Source organism: Planctomycetota bacterium (genome assembly GCA_039819165.1).
Taxonomy (GTDB): domain Bacteria; phylum Planctomycetota; class Phycisphaerae; order Phycisphaerales; family UBA1924; genus JAHCJI01.
Genome location: JBCBSM010000001.1, coordinates 1,726,934 through 1,745,689 on the forward strand (window position 1 = coordinate 1,726,934; position 18,756 = coordinate 1,745,689).

Genomic DNA, 18,756 nt, shown 5'->3' on the forward strand with positions numbered 1-18,756 from the left:
TTTCTAGAGGATTCTGGGCCGGGGCCCGGCGGGCGTGTCGCCCGCGGACGAGCCCCGGCGGGCCGCTCCGGCGGCCGTCGGACCGGAGTTACAGAAAGGACGCTCCCGGATGCACAGCGGGACGACGATGGAGACCGAACGCACCGAACCCTCTTCTTCGCGGCACTCGGCATCGGCGGGGCAATTCTCGCACGCCGAGCACGCCTTCGCGCAGGACGTGTTCACCGATGCGCTAATGCAGCGGCGGCTGCCCAGCGACGTCTACAAGAAGCTCCAGAACACGATCAACCACGGCGCATCGCTCGATCCGGGCATCGCCGATGCCGTCGCCGTCGCCATCAAGGACTGGGCGGTCGACAACGGCGCGACCCACTTCACCCACTGGTTCCAGCCGCTGACCGGGCTGACCGCCGAGAAGCACGACACCTTCGTCAAGCCCGACGGTCGGGGCGGGGCCATCAGCGAACTCGTCGGCCAGAGCCTCGTGCAGGGCGAGCCCGACGCCTCGAGCTTCCCCTCGGGCGGGCTGCGATCGACCTTTGAGGCCCGCGGCTACACCGCGTGGGACGCGACGAGCCCGGTCTTCCTGTCCCGCTTCGGCGACACCGTCACGCTGTGCATCCCCACCGCCTTCGTGAGCTGGACGGGCGAGGCCCTCGACAAGAAGACGCCGCTGCTGCGCTCGATGGACGCCATCAGCACCCAGGCGCTCCGCGTGCTGCGGGCGTTGGGCGACGACCGCGGCGCGACGCGGGTGTTCTCGACCGTCGGCGCCGAGCAGGAGTACTTCCTGGTCGACGAGGAACTCGCGCAGAGCCGCAGCGACCTGCTGGTATGCGGGCGGACGGTGCTGGGCAACCAGCCGCTCAAGGGCCAGAAGCTCGACGACCATTACTTCGGCGCCATCCCCGAGCGGGTGCTGTCGTTCATGAGCGAGGTGGAGCACATCCTGTACCGCAAGGGCGTGCCCGTGGCCACGCGGCACAACGAGGTGGCACCCGGGCAGTACGAGATCGCGGCCCACTTCGAGGCCGCCAACGTCGCCTGCGATCGCCAGATGCTCGTCATGGAGACGCTGCGGCGGGTGGCCCCGCGGCACGGCTTCCGCTGCCTGCTGCACGAGAAACCCTTCGCGGGCATCAACGGCAGCGGCAAGCACGTCAACTGGTCGCTGGCGACCGACGAGGGCCGCAACCTGCTGGCGCCCAAGGACGACCCGCACCAGAACACGACCTTCCACGCCTTCCTGGCGGCCGTCGTTCGCGCGGTGGACCTGCACGGCGACCTGCTGCGGGCCTCCATCGCCGGCGCGGGAAACGACCATCGACTCGGCGCCAACGAGGCGCCGCCCGCGATCATCAGCATCTTCATGGGCGACATGCTCACCGACCTGATCGAGCAGTTCCAGGGCGACGGCACCGCCACCAGCTCCCGCTCGGGCCAGGCCATGGACCTCGGCGCCCAGACCCTGCCCGAGTTCGTCCGCGATAGCGGCGATCGCAACCGCACCAGCCCGTTCGCCTTCACGGGCAACAAGTTCGAATTCCGGGCCGTGGGCTCGTCGGCCGCCATCGCGCTGCCCGTCACCGTGCTCAACGCCGTCGTGGCCGACTCGCTGCGGTACATCGCCGACCGGCTGGAGGGCGAGGGCGACCCGGGCGACAAGCTGCGGAGCGTGATCAAGGACGTCTTCCGCGAGCACCAGCGGATCATCTTCAACGGCGACAACTACACCAAGGAGTGGGAGGAAGAGGCCGAGCGCCGCGGGCTGCCCAACATCCGCGCCACGCCGCAGGCCGTCCGCGCCTTCGCCAGCGACAAGAACACGATGCTGTTCGACAGCCTCGAGATCCTCTCGCCGGGCGAAACACTCAGCCGCGCGCACATCTACGCCGAGAAGTACACCAGCCAGATCCGCATCGAGGCGCTCACGCTGCGGGATATGATCCGCGGGCTGGTGCTGCCGGCGGCCACGCGGCAGATCCGCGAGCTGTCCGAGACAGCCGCCTCGCTCGAGGCCGCCGATCTGGATCCCGCCTCCACCATGGGCGATCTCGAGGAGATGGCCGCGCTGGCCGACAAGCTGCGGTCGTCGCTCGCCGCGCTCGACCAGGCCATCCACGTGCAGCGGGACGATCCCTTCGACGACGCCGACATCGTCCGCGAGGAGCTCGTGCCGGCCATGGAGGACGTCCGCGAGCACGCCGACGCGATCGAGCTGCGGGTCTCCGACGATCTGTGGCCCATCGCCGACTACAACAACATGCTCAGCACCGTCTGAGCCCGCTCGCGTCGCCGATCCGTTCCCGCATCAGCCGTCCGTCTCGTCCGGGGCCTCCTCGGGCGAGACGGGCCGGACGATGACCTCGATGCGGTTCGGCTCGCCGTGGTAGCGACCGAACGCCTCACGGATCGCCCCGGCATCGAACTCGGCGTAGGCCTCCCGCGTCCGCGCCACCTCGTCGAGCGAGCGGCCCAGGTACTCCGCCTGGCGGAGCCGCGAGAGCCAGTAGCCCGGCGCGCGGACCGACTCGTCGTGCACGTTCTGCAGCTGGCCGATGGCGACCTCGACCTCCTCGCTCGTCGGACCATCGGCGGCAAACTCGTCGAACATCGCGCCGAGCGCCGCTGATAGCTCATCGACCCGCTCGGGATCGGTGGGTGCCTGCACGAAGAACATGCCGTAGCCCGGGAAGGTCGTCGCGGGCCGGTTGATGGCGCTAGGGCTGTAGGCCAGTCCCTCCTCCTCGCGGATCTTCTCGATCAGCCGCGTCGACAGGATGCGGGCGGCCATCTGCATCGCACGGCGATCGTCGATGTCGGCCTCGTCCACGCCGTAGTAGCCCGAGACGAGGAATGCCTGCGGCGTCGCGAGCTCGGGCTCGCGGCGAACCACCCGCGGGCCCTCGGGCCGCGGTATCGTCCGCTCGGCGCGGTTGGTCCGCGCCGACACGCGCGGACGCTCGGCCAGCGAGCCGAAGTAGGTCGCCGCCCAGCCGAGCGCGGTCTCGACGTCGACATCGCCGACGATGGCGACCTCCATCGGGCTCGCCGCGATGGCGCGCTCGAGCCAGGCCTGCGCGGCGTCGAGCTCGAGCGCCTCGAGCCGCTCGGTCGTGAGCAGCCTGGGGCGGACCTCGCCCTCGGGGAACATCGCCTCGAGGATCGCCTTGAGCGCCACGCCCTGCGGCACGCGGTCGATGGTCTGGAGCGTCTGGGCCTGCCTGCGCTTCCACTGGTCGAAGGCGGCCTGCTCGATGGCGGGCTCGGTGAGCAGCACGTGGGCGAGCTCGAATCCCGCCTGCATGTCGGCGGGGCTGCCGCTGATCGAGAGCTGCAGCCCGTCGGGGCCCGAGCCGCCGCCGACGCCGACCTTGAGCCCGGTCAGCAGGTCGTCGATCTGGGTGCTCGAGAGTCCGCCGCCCGAGGGCCGCTGGAGTGCGATCGCCGCCGCATCGGTGATGCCTCTATTCGACGCGTCCTCGAACACCAGCCCGCCGTAGAGCTGCACCGACACCGACACGAACTCCTCGCGCTCGGTCATGGGCCGCACGTGGACGCGGACGCCGTTGCCGAGCCACGCACTCGTCACGTTCGTGGGCTGGTGCAGCGTCCGCTCGGCGATGACGCCCGGCTCGGGCTGCTCGTCGAGGATCGCCGTCGCCCGAGCCTCCTCCTCGAACGGCGGCGGGAACAACGTGCGCACGACCATCACGCCCGTGCCGAGCAGCACCTCCTCGCTGGGCAGCGATTCGTCCTCCCTGGTCTGCAGCGTGAAGACGGCCGACTCGAACTCGAACAGCTCGGCGAATCGTTCGCTGGCCTCCTCGAGCGTGATCGTCGGCGCCATCTCGGCCACGAGCTCGAGCCGCTGCGCGCCGCTGGGCACGGGCTCACCCGACGCGAGGGCCTCGGTCACGATGGATAGCACGGCGCCCGAGGGCAGCGTGGGCTCGGCCTCGGCGGCGCGCTCGGCCGCGGCGATCAGGTCTCGCCGCGCATCCTCGAGCTCCCGCTCGCTGAAGCCGTGCAGCGTGGCCCGGCGGATCTCGGTGCCCAGCTCCTGCAGGACCATGGACCAGCTACCCGGCTCGGCGCGGCCGGCCGCCTGCGTCCAGCGGATCGCGCCGGCGAAGTCCGACGAGCTCACCGAGCCGCTCAGCATGCCGAGCCGGCCCTGCGAGATGGCGTCGTCCAAACGGTCATTCATCATGCGGAGCGCCAGCGAGCGGACGAGGTCGTCGCGGTAGCCGGCCTCGGTCGTGACCGGGGCACCGGGCGGCGCGATGAAGTTGATCGCCACCTCCTCGCGGGTTTCCTCCGGGTCGGCCGCGATGATGGCGGTGTAGCCTTCGGTCTCGGTCACGCCCACCGGGCGAGGCTCGGGCCGCCTCGCGTCGCGGCCGGCCGGTGGCCCGCGATCGAAGAACTCATCGACGAGCTCGACCATCGCGTCGGGCTCGATGTCCCCCACCACCACCGCGGTCATGTTGGTCGGCACGTACCACCGCTGGTAGTAGTCGACGAAGCGATCGCGACGGGCCTGCGTGATGACCTCCTCGGTGCCGATGGGGATCCGCTGGCCGAAGGTCGACCCCGGCGCGATCCGCTCGATGAGGTCGTAGAGGATCCGCTGCTGGGGCGACAGGATGGCCCGCCTCTCCTCGAGGATGATCGACCGCTCCTTGTCGATCTCGGAGTCCAGCAGCAGCAGCTCGTACGCCACATCGCTCAGGAAGCGCATGCCGCGGCGGATGGTCTCGTCCTCGGTGTTGGGCAGCGTGAGCGTGTAGCCCGTGCGGTCGAAGCCCGTCACCGCGTTCTGGTGGCGACCGAAGCTCAGGCCCATCTCCTGGAAGAACGGCACGACGGTGCCGGGCGGGAAGTTGGTCGAGCCGTTGAAGGCCATGTGCTCGAGGAAGTGGGCCAGCCCCCGCTGCTCCTCGGTCTCGTTGAGCGAGCCCGAGTGCACGTGCAGCCACAGGTTGACCCGGCCAGGCGGCTCGGCGTTGGGCACGACGACGTAGTCCATGCCGTTGTCGAGCGTGCCGCGGACGATGCGGGGGTCTTCGGGCAGATCCTGGGCGACCGCGGGCGCGGCCGCAACGGCGAGCACGGCGAGGACCTGAACGGCGACGAGTCGAGTGGCGTGCAGCATGACGCAGGATAGGGATGCGCCAGGGCAAGCCCGCCGGCCCCGAGCGAGGGCCGAACGGTGCTAGCTTCCCGCCGCACCGCCCGCCGCATCCACCCCCGTCCCCTCGCTCACCGGACTGAACAGGTCCAGGATGCGGCACCGCTCGAGCGCGGTGCACGAGTGCGGCACGTTGCCGGGCAACTCGAGCACCTGGCCCGCCTGCACAAGGACCCGCTCGCCGGGGTCGCCCACCGTGAACTCGGCCCGGCCCTCGAGCATCACCACCATCTGCTCGTTGGGGTGGCTGTGCGTGTCGATGCGGAAGCCCTCGTGCAGGACCACCTCGCTGATCATCATCCGCTCGCCGATGATCCGCCGGCGGTCGAGCAGCGGCATGGGATGATCGGTGGGCAGGTCGCCGAGCGTGTGGAGCGTGTACCTGGGCATTGTGCACGATAGGAGCGGTCCCCATATCATCCTGTCGCAGCGGCGGCCGACGCGAGCCGCCTGCTGCGGAGCCCAAGGAGAACGACCATGCACATCGAGTGGAAGCAGGCGGCCTCGTGCGTCTCGAGCAAAACGCTCCTGGCGCTGCTGTGCGGGACGGGCATCGGCCTGGCGTCGTGCGAGCAGGCCGAGGACACGACCGAGGATGCCGTCGAGCAGGCCGAGGACGCCGCCGAAGAGGCCGGCGATGCCGTGGAGGACGCCGCGGACGAGGTCGGCGACGCCATCGAGGATCCCACCGGCGGCGCCGGAGGCTGAGCAGGCCGGCGGTCATAGGGCCACCAGCAACGGCCACCAAAAGGAGAACGACGCCATGCTCGGCTGGGCGATCGCGTTCCTGGTCGTCGCGATCATCGCGGCGGTCTTCGGCTTCGGCAACATCGCGGCGGCGGCAACCGGCATCGCCCGCGTGCTGTTCTTCATCTTCATCGTGCTCTTCGTGCTGAGCCTGCTGGCCAGGCTGTTCAAGGGCAGGAAGTAGCCGGCGAGATCGCAGCACGAGGCAACGGGATGGATCCTCCGCGCACGCAACACGCGTGGCGGTGATCCCGACGCCGGGATCGACTCCCTCGTCGCGCTCGCGCGAACCGAGGTAAGACCGCCTCGCGGTCGCTAGCCGCCGACCTCGAGGACCTCGTCCAGAAGCCGCTGCTCGGCGTCGCGGAAGCGGCCGAAGGTGTCGACGAGTTCCTGCTGCAGACGCTCGATGGCGGCCTGGCGGTCGCCCAGGTCGACCGGACCGTCCTCGTCGGTGCTCAGCGCGAGCAGCGAGTCGCTAGCCGACCGCAGATCGCTGGCGGCCTGCGCGAAGCTGCGGGCGGCGTCGTAGACCAGCTCGCTCTCGAGCTCCCGCGTCGAGGGCGTCTGCAGCAGCCGCCACGGGCTGCGGCGGACCTCGAGCATCGTCAGCTTCGCCTGGTCGCTGGCCAGCCGCAGATTCGCCAGCGTGCGGCGGATGCCCGGCGCCTCCTGCTCCAGCAGCGCCTGCAGATCGGCCATCGTCTGCGAGGCGTCGGCGCTCGCCCGCTCGATGCCGGGCAGCACCTCGGTGTTGGTCCGCTCGGCGACGTCGGCGACGTTGTCGATGATGCCGTCGATCTTGGGGCGGTTGTCCGCCAGCAGCGCCCGCGCCTCGGCGAGGATCTGCTCGATCTCGTCGGCGCGGGCCTCGAGCTGCTCGGCCAGCGTCCGCCACTCGGCCACGGCGCCCTCGGCCGTCTCCAGCGTGCCATCCACGCGGTCGCCGATCTCGGGCACGCGCACGCGGACGTCGGCGATGATCGCCTCGACGTCGGCCATCGACCGCGCGAGCAGCTCGAGCGCCTCGTCGATCCGCGGCTGGTTGGTCTCCAGCAGCTCGTTCGCGCTGGCCGAGAAGCGGGCCAGATTCTCGATGGACTCCTGGATGAGGGCGATGTCGTCGGTAGTCAGGCCGGCCTGGGCCAGCAGCCCCGGGCTGGCGCGGCCTCGGATGCGCTCGCCCTCGGCCAGCAGCGGATCGCCGCCCATGGGCGCGTCCACGTTGCCCACGCCCGGATCGACGATGTTGACGGCCGCGCCCGTACCCAAGATGGGGATCTCGACCTGGATGATGGCGTCCTCGTAGATCGACACGTCGTCGTCGACCTCGATCTCGGCGAGCAGCCACGCCGGTATGCCATCCTGCAGGTCGATCCGCACGTCCGCCACGCTGCCCACCGAGGAGCCGCCGATCCGCACGTCGGCGCCCGAGGTGAGCACGCCGGCGTTGACATCCAGCGGGAATTCGACGGTGTAGCGTTGCTTGGCCTCGAGCGCCGCGACGGCGTCGGAGAGGACGGCCGTCACCGCGACCGCGATGCCGACGACGACGATGAAGAACCCGCCCACGATCGCGTTGCGCCCACCCGGTGTCGGCATCGTGTCGCCCCCGCTCCCGAGCCGCTAGGACTCGAGCACCCGCCGCAGCTTCTGGAAGATGCCCTCGTCCTCCGTCCGCGGAACCATACGCGAGGGCTCGACGCTGCGCAACCCCGGCACGCCCGGGCGGGAGCCCAGGATGTCGGCCTCCCAATTCGATGCGCCCTGCCGCTCGGACAGCGGGCCCTCGGCCGCACCACGGAGGAACTGGCGGATCAGCAGCTCGTCGTCGGACAGGCCCTCGACGTCTTCGGCGTCCCGCACGCGCTCGAACCAGCCGCGTGGCTCGACGGCGAGCATCCGGCCCTTGTCGAGCATCGCCATGCGGTCGGCGATGGTGAAGGCCGAGTCCATCTCGTGGGTCACCACGACGCACGCGATGCCGATCTTCTTGGTCAGGTCGAGCAGCAGCCTATCGATCTGCGCGCTGGTCACCGGGTCGAGCCCGGCGCTGGGTTCGTCGCAGAACAGCAGCTGCGGATCCAGCGCCATCGCCCGCGCCAATCCCGCACGCTTCTTCATGCCGCCCGAGATCTGGGCCGGATACAGGTCGGCGGCGTGCCGCATCTGCACCTGCTCGAGCTTGATCTTCACCTGGATGTCGATGATCTCCTGGCTCAGCCGCGTGTGCTCCTGCAGCGGCAGCGCGACGTTCTCGGCCACGGTCATCGACTGGAACAGCGCACCGCTCTGGAACAGGATGCCGAACTTCAGGCGGACCTTGTTGAGCTCCTCCTCCGACAGCCCGCAGATGTCCTGCCCGAACACCTCGATCGAGCCTGCATCATTCCTAAGCGAGCCGATGATCAGCCGCAGCAGCGTGCTCTTGCCCGAGCCCGAGCCGCCCATGATGACCATGGTCTCGCCCGGCATGACCTCGAGCGTCACGCCGCGGAGCACCTCGCGGCCGTCGAAGCTCTTGCGGAGGTTGTCCACGCGCAGCACAGGCCGGCCCGGGTCGTGCGATCCGCTCGCCGCCCCGCCGGCAGTCCCGGTGTTGGGCTGGGTGCCGGGTCCGGCGCTGGAACTGGCGCTGGAATCGGCGGCTTCACCCTCCACGGCGTCAGCCTCCCCCGCCATCGCCCGGCTCGCCGCCCTCGTCCCCGCCGTCCTGGCCTCCGCCGCCCTCGTCTCCACCGGCAGCCGGCGGGTCCGCCGGTGCGGGCGGCGCTGGCGTGCCCGGCCCCGCCGCCGGCGTGCCGCCGGGCGTGGAGAGCAGCCACAGCAGCGAGCCGTCGGGAGCCGTGATGGCCATGTTGTGGGCCGCCGGCAGCTGGCTAGGCGCCGGCTGCTGGTTCCTCTGGTCGGCCACGATGAACATCACGGCCGTGCCCCGATCGAACGCCACCGGCAGCGGCATGATCGTCCAGTTGGGCGGCGGATACTCCGACTGCACCTCGATCTGCGCCGTGCTCATCGTCGATCCGACCTCGCCGAAGCGCGCGAAGAACTCGAACGGCCCCTTCGGCGGAGCGGCCGACGGACCCCACGCCGCATCCAGCGCCGACCCATACTCCGACAACCGCTGCGCATCGACGCCGCTGCGGGTGTCCGAGTGCATGTAGCTCTGCACCGTGCCCAGGTCCCCGGCTTCGATCGCGGTGACAACCTCGCCGTATCGCGTGTACTGCTGAAACACCCAGTTGCCGCCGATGATCATCGCCACGTTGATCGCGCCGGCGATCAGGCCCAGCACGACGGCGGCGATCGCGAAGCCCGTGCCCTTCTTGCGGCCGTCGGACATCGAGATCGAGATCAGGGCGATGGCCCCGAGCACGAGGCCCAGCGTGCCCACCATGCCTACGACCGGCACGCAGCAGAGCACGAAGCCCAGCAGCGAGGCCACGAACGCGACGATCGCCAGCACGCTCGTCTTGGGCTCGAGGTACTCCGGCTGGTGGCCCGGCATGTCCATCGGCTGCGAGAAGGTGTCGCTCATGCCGCAGGGTAGCCAGAAAGGGCCGGGACAGCCCTAGGCCCGTCCGGCGTCGAGCGAACGACTCGGACGCTCAGATCGCCGCCGTCACCACCCGCCACGCCTCGGCGATGGCGTCGGCCGCCTGCGACACCTCATCATCGGTCGTGAAGCGCGACAGGCTCAGCCGAAGCGAGCCCGCGGCCAGCCGCGTGTCGACGCCCATCGCGCACAGCACCGGGCTGGGCTCCAGCGAGCCGCTGCTGCACGCCGACCCCGCCGACGCGCACACGCCCATCTCGGCCAGCGTCAGCAGGATGATCTCGGCGTCGACGCCGGGCAGCGCGATGTTGGTCGTGTTGTACAGCCGGCAGTGCGGACCGACCGACCCGTTGACCGACGCGCCCGGCACGCGCCCCAGGATCTCGCGCTCCAGGCGATCCCGCTGCGCCGCGATGCGCTCGCGGTGGCCCTCGTCGGCGAGCCACTCGGCCGCCTGCGACGCGGCCACGCCCAGCCCGACGATGCCCGGCACGTTCTCGGTGCCGCCGCGCCGGCCGAGCTCCTGCGAGCCGGGCGTCAGCTTGCACAGCTTCACGCCGCGGCGGATCCACAGCACGCCCACGCCCTTCGGCCCGTGGAACTTGTGGGCCGAGCACGTCAGCATGTCGAAGGGCATGTCCTGCAGGTTGGCGGGCATCCGACCGACCCACTGCGTGCCGTCGACGTGCATCAGCGCACCCGCCGCCCGCGCCATCTCGCCGATCTCCTCGACGGGCTGCACCGCCCCGGTCTCGTTGTTGACCCACTGCAGGCTGACGAGGCACACGCCCTCGGTGATCACCCCGCGGGCGGCCTCCACGTCGACGACGCCCCGCCCGTCAACCGGCAGCCAGCGGACCTCGTGGCCGTCGCACTCGCCGAAGGACTTGGCCAGATCCCGCACCGCCGAGTGCTCGACCGGCGAGGTCACCATCGTCCGCCAGGGAGTGGGCGACTCGAAGTCCGGACGCCCCAGCGCCCCGCGGATGGCGATCTGGCACGACTCGGTGCCCCCCGAGCAGAACACCACCTCCCGCGGACCGACGCCCAGCAGGTCGGCCATCGCCCGCCGGGCCTTCTCGACCCGGGCCCGGGCGGTCTGCCCCGGGCGGTGGATGCTCGAGGGGTTGGCCCAGCAGTGCTCCAGGGCCTCGGACATCGCCGACACCACCTCGGGCAGCGGCCGCGTCGTCGCGTTGTTGTCCAGGTAGGCCTTCAAGAGCGAAACCCCCGCCCGCCCCGGAAGCGGGCGTGCAGGGGATTCTACTGAACCCGCGGGGCCGGCGTGACAGCCAATCCGGAGGCGACGACCGAAGGGGAGGCGCCGGGCGCGTTACCGGTCGTCGTCTCCATCGGCGTCCTCACCGTCGCCATCCTCGTCCTCGTACTCCTCGTCGTCCTCGTACTCGTCCTCGTAGTCGTCGTCCTGGGCGTGATCCTCGGCGGCCCGGTTGCGCTCCTCGAGCAACTCCTTGAGCTGATCGGGGTTGAGCACCCGCACCAGGCCGTCCTTGAGCCGCCGCTGGGCGAAGTTGATGATCAGGCCCAGCTCCAGCTCCAGGCTGCGGAGCTTGGCCCGCGTCTGCAGCCGCTCGCCCGTGCCCACGTCGCCCGGGCGGGAGACCAGATCCACGATGAATCGATCCTCGACGAATAGCGACGCGGCCACCTGGCCGATCAGCGTGCCGCCGTACTCCACGTCGATCTTGCGATCGGCCACGTGGTCGATGCCTGCGTTGTCCAGTTCGGCCTGGAGCGCCTTGCTGTAGAGCTCGATGGGGTAGCCCGGCCCCAGCGTCTTGTGGACCTCAATGGCGCAGCCGATGACCCGGCGGCTTATGTCGGTCAGCTCGGGATCGAGGGCCGACAGCGGGATGCCGTGGCGATCGTGCTGCTGGTGGCTGCCGCGGCCCCGGTGGCCGCCGCGCCCGTGACCGCCCCGGTGGCCCCCGCGGCGCCCCCCGCCGCGCGGTCGGTACTCACCCCGGTCGTCGTAGTCTCGGCTGTCGTTGCTCAAGTTGCGTGCTCCATGGCTCATGCCAGCGTGTGGGATCGCACTCCGTTCGGACAGCACGGGCCGGCAGATCCGAGGGACTGCACCAACCGGGGGGATCACCGAGCCTCAGCGGCGGCCTTCGGGCGTTTGTGCGAGCGGTCTCTCATCCAGCAACTGTCCTAAGAGCCACCCATCGCCCGAAGCGGCACACTCCGCGAGGCGCTCGGCACCGAACGATAGGGCCCAACCCGCGCCCGGAGGCGGATTGCCCCCCAAACATCCCCGCATAGCGCGGGTCGACCCGAATCCCGGGGTAACCAAGACTCACGCCGGGTCCCGCAATGAGGAAGTACGCGTTGCGTCCGCTCGCGCGTTATCGCACCATCCCAGGAATGTAAGTCCCCAGGACTTTCGAGAATGCGAAGATGTGCGATCAAGAGCGTGGCACGTGCATTGGTGCTTACCGGACTAGATCGCAATGACCGTCACGGCAACGAGTTCGCCCGACAGCGACGGCAACGCAGCATTCTGGCCAACGGATTCGGATGGCGCCGTCCCCGCTGCCGTCACCGAAGGCATCGCGTCGATGGTGTACTTCATCCAGGTTGATGTCGCCGCGACGGGCACGGCTAGCTCCTCGAGTGGCACACGCCACGCCGGAGCGGTCATCGCTCGTGCCGATGGCACCTTCGAGTACCTCGGCGACCTCGATGATCCCACGTTCGATCCGAGCGCCGGCAGCGACACGCTCACGCTCAACACCACGATCGCCGGCGACCCGAGCAAGGCCAACGCCTCCAATGACAAGCATGTGATCACGACGGGCTCGAGTGCCCACGGCACCTCGAGTCAATAGTCGAGAGCACAAAAAACCCCGGCTGGACGCCGGGGTTGTTGCGGGCTGTCCGAGAGACAATCCGGAAAGTCGCTAGCCGCCGGGTGCCGTCGCACGCGAGCCACCGACGTAGCCCTCGTCGGCAACACGATCAACCAATTCCTGGTCCTCGGCGATGCCGGGGGCGCGCTCGTTCTCGCCACCCAGGAGAGAACGAGCGATGAGGACCACGGCGACGATCAGGAGCGCCGCCCCGGCGAGGATCATGCCGAACTTTTTCTTGTCTTCAATCATGCGGAGTACACTCCGTCCAGGAGGCGAGTCCTGCTGACACCCCCAGGTTATCCGGGAGGCTCATCGCCCGCCAGCTCGAACACGAACGTGTAGTCGTCGGTCCGGAAGGTGTTGGGCTCTACGACGACGTACTCGGAATGTCCGTCCATGAACGCCATGACGGACTTGTTGCGATCACCGAATTCGCCGATGATGCCCTCTCCCGAACTATCGTTTGCGACGATGTCCGCCGTCTCATCGTGGATCCAGACGAACTTGGACGGGTTGAAGCCCGACGCAAGCCGGAGCCTGGCCGTGCCCTGCTCGAACGCCGCCCAGAAATCTCCGCCGGTCTGCTCCCGCATGTAGTCGAACCACTTCATGTTGGTGTGGTAGCTGGTGCCCACGTCTTCATAACTGCTGAGGCTGTTGGTGGGGCGTGGCCACTGCTGCTGGTAGGTGACCTTGTCGCCCGGTGACCGAAAGGCCTCCAGCTGCAGGCGCTCGCGGTAGTTGTCGCTGGGCGGCGCCTCGCGATAAGGATCGTCCTGCCATCCATCGGGGCGCAACAGCTCGATATCGCCGTGCACGTAGGGGTTCAGCGGCCGACCGAAGGCGGCCTCGTCGAAGAGGCCGCTGCTGCGGGTCCTCCAGTAGTCGTTGTTGTTCTTGCCGCCGAAGCTCCACGTGCACCAGCCGCCCCTGGACGCACCGCGATAGCTCTCCTTAAAGGGGAGTTCGTCGTGGTCGACGACGTACTGCGTCTGCGCAATGTTGATCTGGCGCGTGTTGCTGAGCGACACCGACTGCCAGCCCATCTGGCGGGCGCGGCCGAGCGCCGGCAGCAGGATGCCGATGAGCAGCGCGATGATCGCGATGACCACCAGCAGCTCGATGAGCGTGAAGCCGGGTCGCAACCTTCTGCTGAGCAGTGCGGTACGACGTGCGCGTCGCGACGTTGGTCCTGGCATTTCGAGATGTCCTCGCCGTTGGGTGCCCGCGTGCCGCCGGAGCCCCGGCCGATCGGTGCGCACGATGTCGCATCCGGCCGGTTGGCCCGGGAGAATGGCACGCCCGCACATGCGAACATGGACCGGCGCAACGACCGCCGGTGCCTCCCCTGGTGGTCGCCAGTATACACGATGGGGCGGCCGCCACAATGGGTTTCGTGCCGCCGGCGCGCATGGCTGCACATTCCGGGGAGGTCCGTACCGGTCGCGCCGGCGGCGACACCTTACTTAAAACGAACCTTGCCGCTGCCGCTTCGGATAACCCCTAGCCGTGCGACGAGTTCTCCGGACCGCGCGAGCTTGGCGACCACGGCGTCGGCGAAGGTCGGCCGCACGATCAGGCAGAAGCCCACGCCCATGTTGAAGACGCGGTCCATCTCCGCCGGCCGCACCGAGCCCCGCCGCTTGAGGAAGTCGAATATCGGCGGCACGCTCCAGCTCCCGCGGTCGAGCACGGCGTCGACGCGGGGGTGCAGCGCCCGCTCGAGGTTGGCCGCCAGCCCGCCGCCGGTGACGTGCGCCATCCCGCTCACCACCCGCTTCACGCGGTAGCCCCGAAGCAGCTTGACGATGGGCTGGGCGTAGATCCGCGTGGGCGTCAGCAGCACCTCGCCCAGCGTGCGCTCCTCGTCCAGCTCCGGATAGACCGACGCGAGATCGAGGTTGGCGTGCCGGATGATGCGGCGGACCAGGCTGAACCCGTTGGAGTGCACGCCCGACGACGACAGCCCCAGCACGACGTCGCCCGGCTCGACCCGCAGCGGGTCGATCGCCCGCTTGAGCTCGACGACGCCCACCGCGAAGCCCGCCAGGTCGTAGTCGCCCTCGGCGTACACGTCGGGCATCTCGGCCGTCTCGCCGCCCAGCAGCGAGCAGCCGGCGATGCGACAGCCATCCGCGACTCCCTTGACGATCTGCTCGATCTGCGCGGGCACCACGCGATGGATGCCGATGTAATCCAGGAAGAACAAGGGCTCGGCGCCCTGCACGATCATGTCGTTGACGTTCATCGCAACGCAGTCCTGGCCGACGGTGTCGTGGCGGTCCATCGCGACGGCCAGCAGCACCTTGGTGCCCACGCCGTCGGTGCAGGCGACCAGCACCGGGTCGCGGTAGTTCCGCTTGAAGAGCTGCTGGTTGTAATCCAGGCGAAAGAGGCCCGCGAAGCCCCCCGCGTTGGCGATCACCCGCTGGCCGTGCGTGCGGCGCATGTGCCCCAGGATGCGTCCGACCGCCTCGTCGCCCGCGTCGATGTCCACGCCCGAGTCGGCGTAGGTCAGCCCCCGCGGACGAGACCGGTCCCGGGACCGCTCGCCGTGCTGTCCCTTCCCCGGGCCGCCGGAAGGGCCCGGACGCTCGCTGCGGGTCTGGCTGCGGGGCACGGCGGGGCGCTTCCTTGCTTCGGGGCCGGGTGGGACGAGGCGGGATGGTCGAGTGCAGTGAGGATAGTGCCCGCCCCACGCCCGGGGCCCGCTTGGGACCAACGAACGCTCCGCCTATGCTGCCGACTCACGCAATCCCGAGCCGCCGAGACGCCGAGGCCCCATGCACAGCACGCACCTGTTCACCTCCGAGTCCGTGTCGATGGGCCACCCCGACAAGGTGGCCGACCAGATCTCCGATGCCGTCCTGGACGCGATGCTGGCCGACGATCCGCACTCCCGCGTGGCCGTGGAGACCATGGTCGCCACGGGGCTGGTGGTCGTCGCGGGCGAGGTGACCACCAACACCTACGTCGACATCCAGGATCTGGTCCGAGACACGATCCGCGGCATCGGCTACGACGACGCCCACATGCGCTTCGATTGCGATTCGTGCGCCGTGCTCGTCGCCCTCAACAAGCAGAGCCCCGACATCGCCCAGGGCGTGGACCGCGAGGGCGCGGGCGACCAGGGCCTCATGTTCGGCTTCGCCTGCAACGAGACCGATGCGCTCATGCCGCTGCCCATCCAGCTGGCGCACCGCCTCGTCGAGCAGCAGGCCCACGTCCGCCGCGAAGAGATCATTCCCGGGCTGCGGCCCGACGCCAAGAGCCAGGTCACCATCGAGTACGACGGGCTGGCCCCCAAGCGGGTCGACACGCTGGTGATGTCCACCCAGCACGACTCGTCCTGGAACGGCCGCCAGGACGCCCTCCGACGCGAGGTCATCGAGCACGTCTTCAAGCCCGTGCTCGGCGAGTGGTGGAACCCGGGCATCACCATCCACGTCAACCCGACGGGCAAGTTCGAGATCGGCGGGCCCCACGGCGACGCCGGCCTGACCGGACGCAAGATCATCGTCGATACCTACGGCGGCCGCGGACGCCACGGCGGCGGCGCCTTCAGCGGCAAGGACCCCACCAAGGTCGATCGCTCGGCGGCCTACATGGCCCGCTACATCGCCAAGAACGTCGTCGCCGCCGATCTCGCCGACGTCTGCGAGGTGCAGCTCAGCTACGCCATCGGCGTGGCCGAGCCCACCAGCGTGCACCTGGACTGTTACGGCACCCAGAAGGTTGATCTCGCCCAGATCGAGAAGGCCATCCGCGAGGTCTTCCCGCTCACGCCCCGCGCCATCATCGAGACGCTCGACCTCCGCAAGCCCATCTACACCCGCACCGCGCGGCACGGCCACTTCGGACGCAAGCCGCTGGAAAAGGACGGCCGGACCTACTTCGGCTGGGAGCGGACCGACCGAGTCGATCAGCTGCGGTCCGCCGCGGGCGCGTCGGCGTCGGCCGCCATGCCGTAGAGCGCATGCCGCCGCGCATACGCGGCCACCCCCGGATGCAGCGGCGTCTCGAAGGGCCCGCCGTCGGCCTCCCGCACGTCGGTCGACGCCGCCCGCACGCCCGGCACCGCCACGAAGCGGTTCCGCCAGGCGTCGAGCTCGGCGTCGCTCCAGAACCCGCTCGAGCGCATCGCCTCGCGGAGCGCCGCGGCGTCCCGCACCCGGCCCCGGGGCAGCACCAGCGGCCGCGCCCGATCGAGCAGGCCGCGCGGATCCCGCCAGCGGTCGAATGCGGCGGCCTGGTCTGCGCCGATGACGAACCACAGCGTGGCACCGCCGGCCTGCGCCGCCGCTCGCTCGAGAGTCAGCGCCCAGTAGCTGGGTTCGCCCGCACGCGCCCGATCGATCTCGTCGCTCCACACCGCGCACCGGTCCACCTCAGCAGACGCGATGCACACCATCTCCAGCCGCTGGCGATCGCCGGCCTCGGGCGGATCGGCCTTGTGGGGCGACCGGGCCGCCGGCACGAACACCAGCCACGCGCGCTCGCCGGTGTCGGCTTCGACGCGTCGCCGCGCGAGGTCGGCGAGGTCCACGTGGGCGACGTGCGGCGGATCGAATGTGCCGCCGAACAGCACGACGTGCGCGCACTCCGGGGGAACATGCAGCACCGGTACGGGCTGGCGAGATTCAACGGCCACGCGGCACGCTAGCGCGCCCGGCCGTTGCGGCGGCCCTAGGGCCCGTCGTCGGGCACCATCATGATCGGGCCGAACTCCGCCGGCGCCGCGTCGGCGTGCCAATCCCCCGGCGCAAGCTCGGGGAAGCGCTCGGCCAGCGTCTCGAAGGTAAGCCGCTCGGCCACGATCACGCCCGCGTCGCTCTTGACGGTGTAGCGAGGGCCGTCGGCGGTCGCCTCGATGACCACCTCGTGCCCGCGGCCCACGAGCGAGCCGAGGGCGACCGGCTTGCGCTCGGAGAAGGTGCCGAGCTGCTCGTCCTGCGTCGCCGTGCCCGCCCGGGGCTCGATCGCGAACAGCGCCACGAGCACCGCGGCCGCAATCGCCAGGGCGCTCGCGCGGGTGCGGGGTCGGAATCTCGGGACGGGCCTCATGCGGATGTCATCGGCTCCCGGGCGGATTGAATGGAGCAATGTCGGTGAACTCGTCGCGTCGGGGAGGGCATTGGAGCAGACCGAAGCCCGCAGATTTGCTCCTGCGCGGGTTCGATAAGCGAGCGTCGCGGCCGAAGGCCGCGACGGAGCGATCAAGATCGCTCTAGAGCGCCGCGAGCCGCTCGGCGGTCCGCTGCTCGGTGAGGGCCTGCATGATCGGACCCAGGTCGCCCTCCATCAGCGTCGTGCGGAGGTTGAACTTGGCGTCCAGCCGCTGGTCGGCCACGATGCCGTCCTGGTAGCGGTAGACGCGGACCTTCTCGGACCGCTCGCCGGTGCCGATCTGTCCCTTGCGGGCGGCGGAACGCTCGGCCTCGGCCTCCCGCAGCTGGCGCTCGTAGAGCCTCGCCATCAGCAGCCGCCGCGCCTTCTCCCGGTTCTGGTGCTGGCTCTTGCTCTCCTGCATCCGCACCTCGATGCCGGTGGGCGCGTGCACCAGGTGCACCGCGGTGGCCACCTTGTTGACGTTCTGCCCGCCCGGACCCTGGGCGGTCGTGATGTGCTCGGTCACGTCGTTCGCCCAGTCGACCTTGATCTCGACCTGCTTGGGCTCGGGCAGCACCGCGACGGTCGCCGTCGACGTGTGGATGCGGCCCTGGGCCTCGGTCTCGGGCACCCGCTTGACCGAATGCACGCCGGCCTCGAAGCTCAGTTCGGCCCAGACGCCCTCGCCCTTCACGCCCACGGTGACCGACCGCACGCCCCCGAGGCCGTCGCCGCCGCTGACGTCCATGGCCTCGAAGCTCCAGCTCCGCCGGCCGGCGTATTTCTCGTACATCTGCAGCAGGTCGCGGGCCCAGAGCTGCGCTTCGTCGCCCCCGGCTCCGGCCCGCACCTCGAGGATCACCGAGCCCACCAGCTGGTCGTCGGAGCCGACGAGCGCCCCCTTGACCGCCTCGATCTCCTCGACCGCCTTGGCCTCCAGCTCGGGCAACTCGGCCCGGGCCATCTCGACCAGCTCGGCGTCGTCGCCGGCATCGATGGCCTGCCGCATCTCGGCCGCTTCGTCCAGCAGCCCGCGGTACCGCTGGTAGCCCTCGGCGACCGGCGCGAGCGCGGCTCGCTTGATCGACAGGTCCCGCACCTTCTCGTGGTCCGCCAGCACCTCGGGATCCTGCAGGTCGGACTCAACCCGGCGGAACTGGTCGGCCAGCTCGTCGAGCTTGGCGCGGACGGCGTCGGGGATGTCGGCGGCGGTGGTGCTCACGTCGCATTGTTCGCGGCCGGGCGGACCGACGCGAGGGCTCTACGCCGCG

Annotated in this window: 18 protein-coding genes; 5 read left to right on the forward strand and 13 right to left on the reverse strand. The window is 70.0% G+C overall.

Annotated features, from left to right (window positions below):
* Positions 1-109: 109 nt before the first annotated feature.
* Positions 110-2,281, forward strand: a complete 2,172-nt coding sequence (locus tag AAFX79_07490) for a glutamine synthetase III (protein ID MEO1008394.1) — start codon at positions 110-112, stop codon at positions 2,279-2,281.
* Between the two features lie 30 nt (positions 2,282-2,311).
* On the opposite strand, the gene AAFX79_07495 is transcribed toward AAFX79_07490, so the two are convergent.
* Positions 2,312-5,158, reverse strand: a complete 2,847-nt coding sequence (locus AAFX79_07495; protein MEO1008395.1) for an insulinase family protein — start codon at positions 5,156-5,158, stop codon at positions 2,312-2,314.
* Positions 5,159-5,218: 60 nt separating this feature from the next.
* A complete protein-coding gene (locus AAFX79_07500) occupies positions 5,219-5,584 on the reverse strand; it encodes a cupin domain-containing protein (GenBank protein MEO1008396.1) in 366 nt (121 codons plus the stop codon).
* Positions 5,585-5,671: 87 nt separating this feature from the next.
* Between AAFX79_07500 and AAFX79_07505 the strand changes: the two genes are divergently transcribed.
* Positions 5,672-5,902, forward strand: a complete 231-nt coding sequence (locus AAFX79_07505; protein ID MEO1008397.1) for a YtxH domain-containing protein — start codon at positions 5,672-5,674, stop codon at positions 5,900-5,902.
* Between the two features lie 55 nt (positions 5,903-5,957).
* Positions 5,958-6,125, forward strand: coding sequence for a DUF1328 domain-containing protein (locus AAFX79_07510; protein MEO1008398.1), 168 nt, complete (start codon positions 5,958-5,960; stop codon positions 6,123-6,125).
* Positions 6,126-6,256: 131 nt separating this feature from the next.
* Here the strand turns inward: AAFX79_07510 and AAFX79_07515 are convergent, their stop codons facing one another.
* The 5 genes from AAFX79_07515 to AAFX79_07535 all read right to left on the reverse strand — a co-directional run bounded on the left by AAFX79_07515 (position 6,257) and on the right by AAFX79_07535 (position 11,517).
* A complete protein-coding gene (locus AAFX79_07515) occupies positions 6,257-7,543 on the reverse strand; it encodes an MlaD family protein (GenBank protein MEO1008399.1) in 1,287 nt (428 codons plus the stop codon).
* Between the two features lie 24 nt (positions 7,544-7,567).
* Positions 7,568-8,602 (reverse strand): ABC transporter ATP-binding protein, encoded by a 1,035-nt coding sequence (locus AAFX79_07520; GenBank protein MEO1008400.1) that lies wholly within the window; start codon positions 8,600-8,602, stop codon positions 7,568-7,570.
* Between the two features lie 4 nt (positions 8,603-8,606).
* A complete protein-coding gene (locus AAFX79_07525; protein ID MEO1008401.1) occupies positions 8,607-9,482 on the reverse strand; it encodes a DUF4190 domain-containing protein in 876 nt (291 codons plus the stop codon).
* A 70-nt stretch (positions 9,483-9,552) separates the two neighbouring features.
* Positions 9,553-10,719, reverse strand: coding sequence for a cysteine desulfurase family protein (locus AAFX79_07530; GenBank protein ID MEO1008402.1), 1,167 nt, complete (start codon positions 10,717-10,719; stop codon positions 9,553-9,555).
* Between the two features lie 114 nt (positions 10,720-10,833).
* Positions 10,834-11,517 carry a GxxExxY protein gene (locus AAFX79_07535; protein ID MEO1008403.1) on the reverse strand — a complete coding sequence of 228 codons (684 nt, stop codon included), beginning with the start codon at positions 11,515-11,517 and terminating at the stop codon, positions 10,834-10,836.
* Between the two features lie 457 nt (positions 11,518-11,974).
* Here AAFX79_07535 and AAFX79_07540 point away from each other — a divergent pair, with 457 nt between their 5' ends.
* Positions 11,975-12,352, forward strand: a complete 378-nt coding sequence (locus tag AAFX79_07540) for a hypothetical protein (GenBank protein MEO1008404.1) — start codon at positions 11,975-11,977, stop codon at positions 12,350-12,352.
* A 72-nt stretch (positions 12,353-12,424) separates the two neighbouring features.
* On the opposite strand, the gene AAFX79_07545 is transcribed toward AAFX79_07540, so the two are convergent.
* The 3 genes from AAFX79_07545 to purM all read right to left on the reverse strand — a co-directional run bounded on the left by AAFX79_07545 (position 12,425) and on the right by purM (position 14,996).
* Complete coding sequence (locus AAFX79_07545) at positions 12,425-12,625, reverse strand: hypothetical protein (GenBank protein ID MEO1008405.1); 201 nt, start codon at positions 12,623-12,625, stop codon at positions 12,425-12,427.
* 47 nt (positions 12,626-12,672) lie between these two features.
* Positions 12,673-13,521: a prepilin-type N-terminal cleavage/methylation domain-containing protein gene (locus AAFX79_07550; protein MEO1008406.1), complete on the reverse strand. Its 849-nt coding sequence runs from the start codon at positions 13,519-13,521 to the stop codon at positions 12,673-12,675.
* A gap of 317 nt (positions 13,522-13,838) precedes the next feature.
* On the reverse strand, positions 13,839-14,996 hold the full coding sequence (gene purM / locus AAFX79_07555; protein ID MEO1008407.1) for a phosphoribosylformylglycinamidine cyclo-ligase: 1,158 nt from the start codon (positions 14,994-14,996) through the stop codon (positions 13,839-13,841).
* 163 nt (positions 14,997-15,159) lie between these two features.
* Between purM and metK the strand changes: the two genes are divergently transcribed.
* Entirely contained in the window at positions 15,160-16,347 is a 1,188-nt protein-coding gene (gene metK, locus AAFX79_07560; protein MEO1008408.1) for a methionine adenosyltransferase, read from the forward strand.
* On the opposite strand, the gene AAFX79_07565 is transcribed toward metK, so the two are convergent.
* From AAFX79_07565 to AAFX79_07575, 3 genes are all read right to left on the reverse strand, one after another.
* Entirely contained in the window at positions 16,299-17,027 is a 729-nt protein-coding gene (locus AAFX79_07565; protein ID MEO1008409.1) for a nicotinate-nicotinamide nucleotide adenylyltransferase, read from the reverse strand. The genes metK and AAFX79_07565 overlap by 49 nt on opposite strands.
* 35 nt (positions 17,028-17,062) lie before the next feature.
* The gene (locus AAFX79_07570; protein ID MEO1008410.1) at positions 17,063-17,440 is read right to left on the reverse strand and encodes a hypothetical protein; all 378 of its coding nucleotides are present in this window, start codon (positions 17,438-17,440) and stop codon (positions 17,063-17,065) included.
* A 163-nt stretch (positions 17,441-17,603) separates the two neighbouring features.
* A complete protein-coding gene (locus tag AAFX79_07575) occupies positions 17,604-18,707 on the reverse strand; it encodes a PCRF domain-containing protein (GenBank protein ID MEO1008411.1) in 1,104 nt (367 codons plus the stop codon).
* Positions 18,708-18,756: the final 49 nt, after the last annotated feature.

Coding starts and splice junctions, on each gene's coding strand:
- metK (MEO1008408.1), top strand. CDS start 15,160: ATGCACAGCACGCACCTGTTCACCTCCGAGTCCGTGTCGATGGGCCAC.
- AAFX79_07515 (MEO1008399.1), bottom strand. CDS start 7,543: ATGCCGACACCGGGTGGGCGCAACGCGATCGTGGGCGGGTTCTTCATC.
- AAFX79_07500 (MEO1008396.1), bottom strand. CDS start 5,584: ATGCCCAGGTACACGCTCCACACGCTCGGCGACCTGCCCACCGATCAT.
- AAFX79_07490 (MEO1008394.1), top strand. CDS start 110: ATGCACAGCGGGACGACGATGGAGACCGAACGCACCGAACCCTCTTCT.
- AAFX79_07570 (MEO1008410.1), bottom strand. CDS start 17,440: ATGAGGCCCGTCCCGAGATTCCGACCCCGCACCCGCGCGAGCGCCCTG.
- AAFX79_07505 (MEO1008397.1), top strand. CDS start 5,672: ATGCACATCGAGTGGAAGCAGGCGGCCTCGTGCGTCTCGAGCAAAACG.
- AAFX79_07510 (MEO1008398.1), top strand. CDS start 5,958: ATGCTCGGCTGGGCGATCGCGTTCCTGGTCGTCGCGATCATCGCGGCG.
- AAFX79_07525 (MEO1008401.1), bottom strand. CDS start 9,482: ATGAGCGACACCTTCTCGCAGCCGATGGACATGCCGGGCCACCAGCCG.
- AAFX79_07540 (MEO1008404.1), top strand. CDS start 11,975: ATGACCGTCACGGCAACGAGTTCGCCCGACAGCGACGGCAACGCAGCA.
- AAFX79_07545 (MEO1008405.1), bottom strand. CDS start 12,625: ATGATTGAAGACAAGAAAAAGTTCGGCATGATCCTCGCCGGGGCGGCG.
- AAFX79_07495 (MEO1008395.1), bottom strand. CDS start 5,158: ATGCTGCACGCCACTCGACTCGTCGCCGTTCAGGTCCTCGCCGTGCTC.